We start from the raw sequence: 8,183 nt of genomic DNA on the forward strand, positions 1-8,183 counted from the left end.
GAGTTGCTTAAAACGACGACGGGGCGCTGCCGCAGCTCGGGCCTAAAAATGCGCTCACAGCTGCAGTAGAACGAGTTGACGTCCACCAGGGCGAAGATAGGTCGGGAGCTGTCAGCAGACATGCTTGGTCAGGTCCCAGGTTACAACCCCAAACACATCAATCGAGCCGTACTGATCAGGGGTGATGGTCTTATAGTTGGGGTGGGCCGATTCCAGTAGCCAACGATCATCGGGGGCCTTGGCCAGCCGTTTCACCAGCGGTTGGTTATCAACGTAGGCCAGAACGATCTGGCCGGTTCTCGCCGCGATCGAACGGTCTACAATTAAGACACCGCCGTCGTAGATCCCCGCGTCACGCATGCTTTCGCCCTGGACACGCACAATCCATACGTGTGGTGCCCGAATATTCAGCAACTCATCCAGGGAAATCGGCGGCTCATAGTAATCAGCTGCAGGGCTTGGAAAGCCGCCTGCAGCCGTCCCGGCAAGAACTGAAATGAGCTGGCTTGAGTCTCGAAGGGGCTGGATAGATACGACATTCATGGTGCACCGATTTAATACTGTTTGCATATACAGTAATGCAGCAATTGCTGCGCGACTAGCTCCGGTTAGACAAATGGCGCTTCCAGCCTGACAGCTACCGAGACTTCCGCCTATAGTGCCCTAACAGATATATGTTTTAGCCAGGGCAAAGCTATGCAAGTTCTCGAAAAAGAAAGGCTGCTACAGATCTATGAAGAGGAGATAGAGGCCGCGTATGCCGAGCTCCTTGATGCGTTTATGAACATGCTGACGCTTGGGGTAGGGGATCCCAGATCTATGGCTGGTCGATGCGGCGCACGAGTTGCAGCAGCGCACAAGCGGTGCAAGCGAGGATTGATATTTTCCGAGCTGGTGATCGCTCGTGATGCGGGCTTAGACATAACCCCAACGGTTGCTGAGCACGTGTGTGAGCGGCTTATCGGCCGTGGAGTAGATTTCCGAAAGGCGCTTACTTTCTTTGGTACGCCTGGCCGTACTGCAGCGCAAAAATCCGGCGTGATCAAGGAAGACATGGCCAGTATTGAAGCGCAGCTGTCTCCGCAGGTCAGCTTGCTCATCTTCGAGATGTCGGTGATCCGTCAGCGCCACAAGGAAGAGTACGGCGATCGCGTCGAGGCCGCGGTTAAAGAGCTCCAGGGCCAATCGGAGCCTAATACATAGATGTGTTCGGTAGCCTAAAGCATATATGTTTTAGGCTATATGAATGCAAACGTCTCTCTAAGAGAGGAGAGGCTTCATACGATTCAGTCTCTTGCGGCGCTGGGCGACAGCTTGTCTGGAGCAGCCTGCACGGCGTGCAATCTCCGCGTTACTCGTGGTTGGGAGAAGATGATCGAAATCTTCCAGTTTTTGCCCTTGGCGGGGTTCGTAAATATCCACCTTCAATAGCCGTCGCCGGCGGCCAATTTCGTACGCAGTGACGCAGAATATTTTTGCCAGGGCGACGTCCGACATCGTGCCCAAAAGCGGGTCATAGGGCTTGCTGATCGTTTTGTCGTCCGCATATGGTGGGATGCCTTTGTTGGCCCGACGGATCTGGACCGCATTCGTAGTCGTGCCCGCCAGGTAGGCCACAATGCGGTCGTAGCATTGGCCCAGAAGCCAGTCGTAGGGTTCGATCTTGGAGTATTTGGGCATCGCTGCTTCCAGGCTAGATGTGACCGGTTGGCTTGAAGACGCGCACGGTAGCGCAGTAGCAGAAACATACCCTAATACATATATGTGTTAGCTCTGCCGCCGAGCCATTGCCTTCTAAAAAAATATGTACATACGTACGTACGTATAATATCATTTGTGCATTCTCACCAGGTAATCGGAGGCTGGAATGTACGACGCAGTGATCGCCAAAGAAGCGTGCTCCCTTGAGACACAGCGGTTTGTACCGGGGGAGGTTGTTTCGATTCACAGGGATGGCACAGCGGCTCGTAATGCCGCGGACAAAGCCAACAAGCGCAAAGGCGAGTACGGCCTTTTTGCGGCGGTTCATTCAGAGAGCTTGGTGAAGAAGGGGGATTTGCGGGAAGACCTGTTGAATCAACATGAGCTGAATGAGCGCCGTGAGTATGGCAAGCGACTGATGCGAGCAATCTTGTCCGACGAGCTCACCGGTAAGCGAAACGTAATGGCTGACGACGCTGGATATCACCTGCAGCATTTAGGCATCACTTTGGAGGAGCTCAAAGAGTGGTACGAAGAAGAGGTTCGGGCAGAACATCTTGAGCAACAGATCCGATCTCAGGAGCATGCACACTTGCGGGCAAGAGGGTTCGAGGCTCAAAAAGCTATCGACGAGATTCGTAACCAACCCTGCTTTGCCGTACCAGCCGTGCGTGGTATCCAGGCTGGGCAGGAGTATTTTCTCGCCCAGATTCCATACCCAATCCTGGCTCGCCTGTTTGTTTTCGACGAAGAGGAAGCCGTGCCTGCTGAATTGCGCGCTCAGCGTGCGTTGAACAAGAAACGGGCAGAATCTATCAGTGAATACATGCTCGACAACCGGGACACCTATGTACTGCCGGCGCTCACGGCGAGCGTCGACAAGGCTATGGCTTTTGAAGCGCTTGAAGGCATCGAGCAGCTGGGCACGCTACACATTCCCATGAGCGCCACCATGCTGATCAATGACGGGCAGCACCGGCGCCTGGCTATCGAAATGGCACTGCGCAACGACGAGACGCTGCGCCATGAAACGGCGCCGGTACAGATTCACTTTGACCAAGGCCTGCAGCGCTCTCAACAGATCTTTGCTGATATCAACAGCAAGGCGGTGAAGCCGTCCAGCGCGATCAATGCGCTGTATGATCATCGCAATCCATACAACACCTGGCTCCAGGATCTCCTCACACAGCTTCCTGCGATCAAGCGCAAGATCGACTTCGAGAACGGTACTCCAGGCATGCGTTCTTCCAAGCTCTGGAGCCTGATTGCCTTCAAAAAATTCGTGACACTGCTCACGGGACTCAGTGAGAAAACAATCACTGGCCTGAGTGATGATGAGCTAATGGACTGCGCCGATCTTGTGCGTGAGTTCCTCGAAGGTTGTGAGAAGTACATCCCCCAGTGGGGCAATATGGTTTCCGGCAAGATCGCTGCCTCGGACGTGCGTGAGAATTTCGTCATTGGACACGCGGTCTTCCTGGAAGCGCTTGGGATGTTCGGTCGTGAAGCGCTTTTTTACGGTACGCATCTATCGCCTCAAGAGAAGAACGCCAAGGTCATTGACCCAGGCAAGGCCAAGTGGCATGTGTTGAGACCGCTCGAAGCGCTTCAACCGTCAAAGAGCGACGGCATGTGGGAGAATCGGTGCGTGGTATTGGGCAAAATGCAGAAGACGGTCGACGGGACCAAAGCCACTGCCGCTCAGCTGCTTTCGATTGCCAACATTCCTATGCCGGAATCGCTGGCCGAATTGCACCAGCGCATCATCAAGTGAGTACACCGCAGCGAGGCGCGTAGGCGCCTCGATCACACTTCAAGGAGATCGATATGTTTGTAGGAACAGAAAGGCTGATACCGGTTGGTACTGTGCTGGTGGCTGTAGTTGCTGCGGCTTTCACGCACGGTGTGCTGCAGTTGCTACCGGAAGTAAGCTTTGCCGCGCACGCCTGGATGATGCTCGGGGTGCTGATTGCGGTCGGCATACTCGGGACAGGTCTCTGGTGCGAGACCCAGCCTGATGGTATTGGAATGATCACTGCCATAGGTGTTCTACCGCTGGCCGTTGGGGCGATCTGGGGAGGGCTTTGGCCTGCGATGACAGAGTGGGGAGCAATCGGCCTGGCGTTTCCAGGGCACACGCCACCGGTTTCTTGGTGGGCCTCGAGCGCGGTGAAGTGGGTAGGGCTCGCAGCGATTCTGGGTGGCGGGTACTACTGGCTGTATCGGAAAAATTTCCACTAATCCCGGACTGGATTTTTTCGCGGAGGAACTCATGGAACTAGAAATCAGCACCCTTCAGAAGACAGCCCAGAACTGGCGCGATAGCAACCAATGCAATCTTGGAGGGATCGTCCTGATCTGGCAGGGGACCGTATACGGTTGGAAAAATGAGTTGCGCGACCCTCAGAATGAGCAGCCAGGGGCTATCGCAGTGGATCCAGCCGGTCAGGTGTTCATCGCTGAAGGGGGTGATGCCTACAACGGTGCCACGCACTGGTCGCCAGTATGAAGGAGCTCGAAGAAATGGAGCGGAGGTGGCTCGCGGCCGATATCGCCAGGAAAGTTGCGATGCGCGCTGCGCTACGCGACCGGATGCTTTGGCGGGACCAGCTGGTCAATGTCGTTTGCGGTGCAATCAAGGCTGTTTGCATTACCGTCGCACTCGGCATGGTGAGTAAGCAAATCGGCTTGCCTACGGACATCTCGCTAACGTTCGCAATGTATGTCACTGGCCCGTTTCTGGCTTTCAATCCATGGGCATTCTTCTGGCGCAATCTGTTCCGTGAACGTGCGAACGCGGCGTTTGATGATGCCCTGGATAATCCGCGTCAATATTTGACCTTGTAGGTCGGCGAATCCTCCGGCCGCTGGCCACGCCGATCGTAAAGCCGCGTCGTGCTGATATTGGAATGTCCCAGCCACGTCTGGACCTTCGCGATATCAGCCTCGTGCTCCAAGGCATTGGTTGCTGCAGTAGCTCGCAGCCCATGCACACCAAGGCCAACCACCACAATGCCGGCCGTTTTGGCCCAAAACCCGATGATCGAATAGATTCCGTTGGCCAGCAAACGCGCCCCAGGCGTCCGCCCGCGAACGGAGCGAAACAATGGGCCCGTGGTCCGCTCCCCATCCGCTTCCAGGTACTGGTGGATCCGCTCTGCAGCCACTGGATGGAGCGGCAGGTAGCGCACCTTGCGACCTTTACCATGCACTTTCAAATGACGAACGCCGCGGCGTTCCTGCAGGTCGTCGACATCCAACATAGCAGCCTCCTCACGACGCAAGCCGTGGTACAGGAGAACCGCCAGCAGGGCTCGATCGCGAAGCCCCTTCACGGTGTCCAGATCTGGAGCATCAAGCAGTGCCTTGGCCTGGTCGTCACCCAGCGCCGGCGTCTTACCTTCATTGCTCTCATTTGGAGGCCGCTTGACGCCATGGACGGGATTGCCACCCGCCACAGCGTTACTGTCCAGCAGGTGATCAAATAGGCTGGTCAACGCCGCAAGCTTTCGCCGGATGGTTGCGGCAGACAACACTCTGCGCTCGAGGTCAGCTCGCCATGCTAAAACATGGGCGCGTTGAACCTCTCTGAACTGGTCCGGATGGACAATGCCGACGAAAGCGGTGAAATCGCCGATATCGATGCTGTAGGCACGGCGGGTCTGCGGATTATCAATGTTGGCCAACCACTCGGTAGCAGCTGGCACCTCAGATAGAGCCAGGTACTGCGCTTCAGTAAGTTTGCCAGGCTGCCTAGTTACCAGAATGTCTTTCATCAGCGCATCCGCCGTCGTCTATTAGGCGTGCTGGTATCTACAGGATCGACAGGCTTCGCGTTCAGTAATCGCTCCCACCGTTGAGTTTCCGCATCCATCTCATCTTCACCACGGATCTCAGAGGCAATGGAGCCACCAGACTTTGCCAAGGCAGATTTTGCCTTCGACCAAAAGCCTAGTGCAGATCCCCAGATATGAACCGGCACGATCGGAACCCGATGCTGTTCATGAAGCACTTTTAATGTGGCCAAGCCATGACCATTTGAGCGGTGTTGATCGTCCACATCAATCTTGTGAACGTACACGCGGTCGAGGATCGGGTTCAAACCGTATTCGATGCTACCCACGCGCGTAGCGCCGGCGTAAATGCCGGCGTAAAAGGTCGGAGACGGATAGCCAAATTGGAGCGGGTGCGAACTTTCCCGCTCAGTCACTAACTGAACGGATTGTTCTAGCTTGGTCGTTTTTGGGGGTTTGCGGCGCGTATGTTCGAAAAAATCACGCATAGGGTCAAACCAGTCCACAGAACCACTCCCTGTCCAAAATTGGTGATAACGTATTTTATCACCAATTTATGAACGCGGGGGGAGGGAGCCTATGCAGCGCTCAAGCGCGCTTGAAATGCTTCCATTTCTTTCATGGTCCTGATGTCTGGCACAAGCCTTGGACACAGGTTGAGCTGGGCCGAGATGTAGGCCAGGGTCCGAACACGGTCAACCGAAGTGTTCATTGCTTTTGCTACTCGTTTGGCTGCACCTGGTCGGTTGAGGGCGCAATGCGCGGCTTCCAAGATTTCGGCAAGCAGTTCTTCATCGAGCTGTCTAAGCATGTCTTTCAAGTCCATAGGGTCCATCCTTCAGTGATCGAGCATTAAATGCCCTACAGGGCGGCAATTTCCGCATTCATGACGCAGGCCAGATCCGGGCCCAGCTGACGACGAATACGAGCAATCGAGTTGTCACTAGGAGGCGCTTTATAGAAGGAGAATTCTGGTGAGTTCGAATGCTGCAGGACGATCAGATGAGTCTTGCCGAGACGTTTCAATCTCCGCAGCTGGGCAACTTCATCGATCATCTGGGTGATGGCCATGTCGAGCCATTCTGGCGTTTCAGTTGGCTCATCCATAGCGTGCCCTTGGAAGGTCAATTGAAGTTGGTAGCCTTGCGCTTTCAACTGCGCAACCAAGTTCGTTTGCTGAGCAGAGTCGATTTCAACCCGCGTCATGCCGCCATCGCCATTGTTGGATACAAGCCCAAGCATTTTTTTGTGGAGATAGACTTTGCAGGACCAAGCGAGGCCTCTGGAGGTCTCAGCTTCCTTGTAGCCCTTGATGTCCAGGCCGACACTGCGATACGCCTTGATGTTTGAGTACGCTTCCATAATTGACCTCCGTATTGACGTAGAGTCATTATACATCCTAATTCCGTATTGTGTATATTATACGGAATAAATGGGCCAAAAAATAATGGCCCACTTGTCATAGTACAAACCCCAGGGAAAGCAACGATAAGGCCAGCAATAGCCCGAGCAACAAGACCGACCTGATCGTAGGTCTTTGATATATGAATGTTGCTCCGAATAACCCAGCAGCGATAATGGGGAGTAGCCACCCGACGGGGGCATTGAGGATTATCGTGACGATATTGAAGAGTGGTCCCCTTGCCGAGCCGATTTGAGCCCAATAAGGAACCTGTCCGCTACCAAGCACAAACCCGACAGTCATGCACAAGCCTGCAAAACAAAGAAGCGCGAATAAAACGAATCCCCAGGCTCTCCATCGAGCGGCATCAGCAACTTTCAGCGCAACAGCTTGACTAGCTTCGCTTACGGCAACGGACAATGTAGAGAGCGCCTTTTTTGTTTCTGCGTCTGCCATCTCGGCAAACAATGACTTATGCTTGTCAACGTGTTTGTCAACCTGCCTGGCAATCAGCTCTGGATACTTTGCATACATCGTGTCGTAGGACTGCAAGGCCATTAAGATTAGCCAGAGCGAATCATTATTATGCAGATTCAATGCATTTTTAACCCTATAGAGATCCTGCACCTCTTTATCAGAGGCTTGCCTCCCTAAGAGTTTCTCGAAAGCCACCTCAATATCATCCATTGATAACCTCCCCCATCACCTTATTCACATCGCGACGCCACCTGGTCAGTTCAGCGCGATTTCCGATTGGTAATTCTTTCAAAGCTTTCCCGATCGAAAGTCGTTTGCTGTACAAATCATCACTCACCCGATCGGCCAAGTCTGGCAGCATCAGTGACTTTCCGCCTGCGCCCTCGATGCTTTCCCTAATGTTTGAATTGTTGTAAAGCTCAAACTTGATTTCATCACCGAAGTAAGCATTTCGGATCACATGAGTAGTTGATCCTGGCAGCGCCTCTCGATATTCCTTGAGCAGTTCCAGACTGTCTCGTTGTCGGTTGATCACCCAGAGAGTGATGAGTTTCCGGTTCAGTTCACCGAGCGTGCTGTTCAACGTTTCCCCGTACGCAGCTACGCCTTTATTGTTCCGTGCTGCTGTGTTGACTACCACAACGTGATCGCGGAATTCGTCGCAGACGTTGACCAGGTCAATCCAGCCGTTTGCATCGTCCAGATCTATCAGCCTGCACTCTATTTCGTCTTTATACATCTTCCAAACATCAGGATTGGAGGTATCCGATTCAATCAGCAAAACCTTGAATCCAGCTTGGATCAAAGTG

13 protein-coding genes and 1 pseudogene are annotated in these 8,183 nt (G+C 53.8%); 5 read left to right on the forward strand and 9 right to left on the reverse strand.

What is annotated here, in order from left to right; genetic code table 11:
* A pseudogene (locus APH34_RS29135) lies at positions 1-122 on the reverse strand (hypothetical protein); the annotation flags it as partial.
* Positions 112-543 carry a LexA family transcriptional regulator gene (locus APH34_RS27995; RefSeq protein ID WP_054903763.1) on the reverse strand — a complete coding sequence of 144 codons (432 nt, stop codon included), beginning with the start codon at positions 541-543 and terminating at the stop codon, positions 112-114. The gene APH34_RS27995 and the pseudogene APH34_RS29135, both read right to left, overlap by 11 nt.
* 153 nt (positions 544-696) lie before the next feature.
* Between APH34_RS27995 and APH34_RS28000 the strand changes: the two genes are divergently transcribed.
* Positions 697-1,203 carry a hypothetical protein gene (locus APH34_RS28000; protein WP_054903753.1) on the forward strand — a complete coding sequence of 169 codons (507 nt, stop codon included), beginning with the start codon at positions 697-699 and terminating at the stop codon, positions 1,201-1,203.
* A 57-nt stretch (positions 1,204-1,260) separates the two neighbouring features.
* On the opposite strand, the gene APH34_RS28005 is transcribed toward APH34_RS28000, so the two are convergent.
* Positions 1,261-1,680 carry an AsnC family protein gene (locus APH34_RS28005; RefSeq protein ID WP_054903754.1) on the reverse strand — a complete coding sequence of 140 codons (420 nt, stop codon included), beginning with the start codon at positions 1,678-1,680 and terminating at the stop codon, positions 1,261-1,263.
* A 187-nt stretch (positions 1,681-1,867) separates the two neighbouring features.
* Between APH34_RS28005 and APH34_RS28010 the strand changes: the two genes are divergently transcribed.
* From APH34_RS28010 to APH34_RS28025, 4 genes are read left to right on the forward strand one after another with little or no spacing between them, the layout of a single operon-like run.
* Positions 1,868-3,475, forward strand: coding sequence for a DNA sulfur modification protein DndB (locus APH34_RS28010; protein ID WP_054903755.1), 1,608 nt, complete (start codon positions 1,868-1,870; stop codon positions 3,473-3,475).
* Between the two features lie 53 nt (positions 3,476-3,528).
* Entirely contained in the window at positions 3,529-3,942 is a 414-nt protein-coding gene (locus tag APH34_RS28015) for a hypothetical protein (protein WP_054903756.1), read from the forward strand.
* Between the two features lie 31 nt (positions 3,943-3,973).
* On the forward strand, positions 3,974-4,210 hold the full coding sequence (locus APH34_RS28020) for a hypothetical protein (RefSeq protein ID WP_054903757.1): 237 nt from the start codon (positions 3,974-3,976) through the stop codon (positions 4,208-4,210).
* Positions 4,207-4,548, forward strand: a complete 342-nt coding sequence (locus APH34_RS28025) for a hypothetical protein (protein ID WP_124180120.1) — start codon at positions 4,207-4,209, stop codon at positions 4,546-4,548. The genes APH34_RS28020 and APH34_RS28025 overlap by 4 nt, the downstream gene beginning before the upstream one ends.
* Here APH34_RS28025 and APH34_RS28030 read toward each other — a convergent pair.
* The 6 genes from APH34_RS28030 to APH34_RS29695 all read right to left on the reverse strand — a co-directional run.
* A complete protein-coding gene (locus tag APH34_RS28030; RefSeq protein ID WP_054903759.1) occupies positions 4,530-5,477 on the reverse strand; it encodes a tyrosine-type recombinase/integrase in 948 nt (315 codons plus the stop codon). The two genes, APH34_RS28025 and APH34_RS28030, sit on opposite strands and share 19 nt — an antisense overlap.
* Positions 5,477-6,001, reverse strand: coding sequence for an N-acetyltransferase (locus tag APH34_RS29480; protein ID WP_124180119.1), 525 nt, complete (start codon positions 5,999-6,001; stop codon positions 5,477-5,479). Before APH34_RS29480 ends, APH34_RS28030 begins: the two co-directional genes overlap by 1 nt.
* Before the next feature lie 71 nt (positions 6,002-6,072).
* On the reverse strand, positions 6,073-6,321 hold the full coding sequence (locus APH34_RS28035; RefSeq protein WP_054903760.1) for a hypothetical protein: 249 nt from the start codon (positions 6,319-6,321) through the stop codon (positions 6,073-6,075).
* A 35-nt stretch (positions 6,322-6,356) separates the two neighbouring features.
* Positions 6,357-6,857, reverse strand: coding sequence for a hypothetical protein (locus APH34_RS28040; protein ID WP_054903761.1), 501 nt, complete (start codon positions 6,855-6,857; stop codon positions 6,357-6,359).
* Between the two features lie 97 nt (positions 6,858-6,954).
* Entirely contained in the window at positions 6,955-7,584 is a 630-nt protein-coding gene (locus APH34_RS28045; RefSeq protein ID WP_054903762.1) for a hypothetical protein, read from the reverse strand.
* The coding region (locus APH34_RS29695; protein WP_054903764.1) for a hypothetical protein at positions 7,577-8,183 on the reverse strand (607 nt) is incomplete at its 5' end. The genes APH34_RS28045 and APH34_RS29695, both read right to left, overlap by 8 nt.

This window comes from Pseudomonas sp. NBRC 111131 (genome assembly GCF_001320525.1).
Lineage (GTDB): Bacteria > Pseudomonadota > Gammaproteobacteria > Pseudomonadales > Pseudomonadaceae > Aquipseudomonas > Aquipseudomonas ceruminis.

Excerpts from the sequence above, each read along its gene's own strand:
- APH34_RS27995 (WP_054903763.1), bottom strand. The coding sequence starts at position 543 with ATGAATGTCGTATCTATCCAGCCCCTTCGAGACTCAAGCCAGCTCATT.
- APH34_RS28000 (WP_054903753.1), top strand. The coding sequence starts at position 697 with ATGCAAGTTCTCGAAAAAGAAAGGCTGCTACAGATCTATGAAGAGGAG.
- APH34_RS28005 (WP_054903754.1), bottom strand. The coding sequence starts at position 1,680 with ATGCCCAAATACTCCAAGATCGAACCCTACGACTGGCTTCTGGGCCAA.
- APH34_RS28010 (WP_054903755.1), top strand. The coding sequence starts at position 1,868 with ATGTACGACGCAGTGATCGCCAAAGAAGCGTGCTCCCTTGAGACACAG.
- APH34_RS28015 (WP_054903756.1), top strand. The coding sequence starts at position 3,529 with ATGTTTGTAGGAACAGAAAGGCTGATACCGGTTGGTACTGTGCTGGTG.
- APH34_RS28020 (WP_054903757.1), top strand. The coding sequence starts at position 3,974 with ATGGAACTAGAAATCAGCACCCTTCAGAAGACAGCCCAGAACTGGCGC.
- APH34_RS28025 (WP_124180120.1), top strand. The coding sequence starts at position 4,207 with ATGAAGGAGCTCGAAGAAATGGAGCGGAGGTGGCTCGCGGCCGATATC.
- APH34_RS28030 (WP_054903759.1), bottom strand. The coding sequence starts at position 5,477 with ATGAAAGACATTCTGGTAACTAGGCAGCCTGGCAAACTTACTGAAGCG.
- APH34_RS28035 (WP_054903760.1), bottom strand. The coding sequence starts at position 6,321 with ATGGACTTGAAAGACATGCTTAGACAGCTCGATGAAGAACTGCTTGCC.
- APH34_RS28040 (WP_054903761.1), bottom strand. The coding sequence starts at position 6,857 with ATGGAAGCGTACTCAAACATCAAGGCGTATCGCAGTGTCGGCCTGGAC.
- APH34_RS28045 (WP_054903762.1), bottom strand. The coding sequence starts at position 7,584 with ATGGATGATATTGAGGTGGCTTTCGAGAAACTCTTAGGGAGGCAAGCC.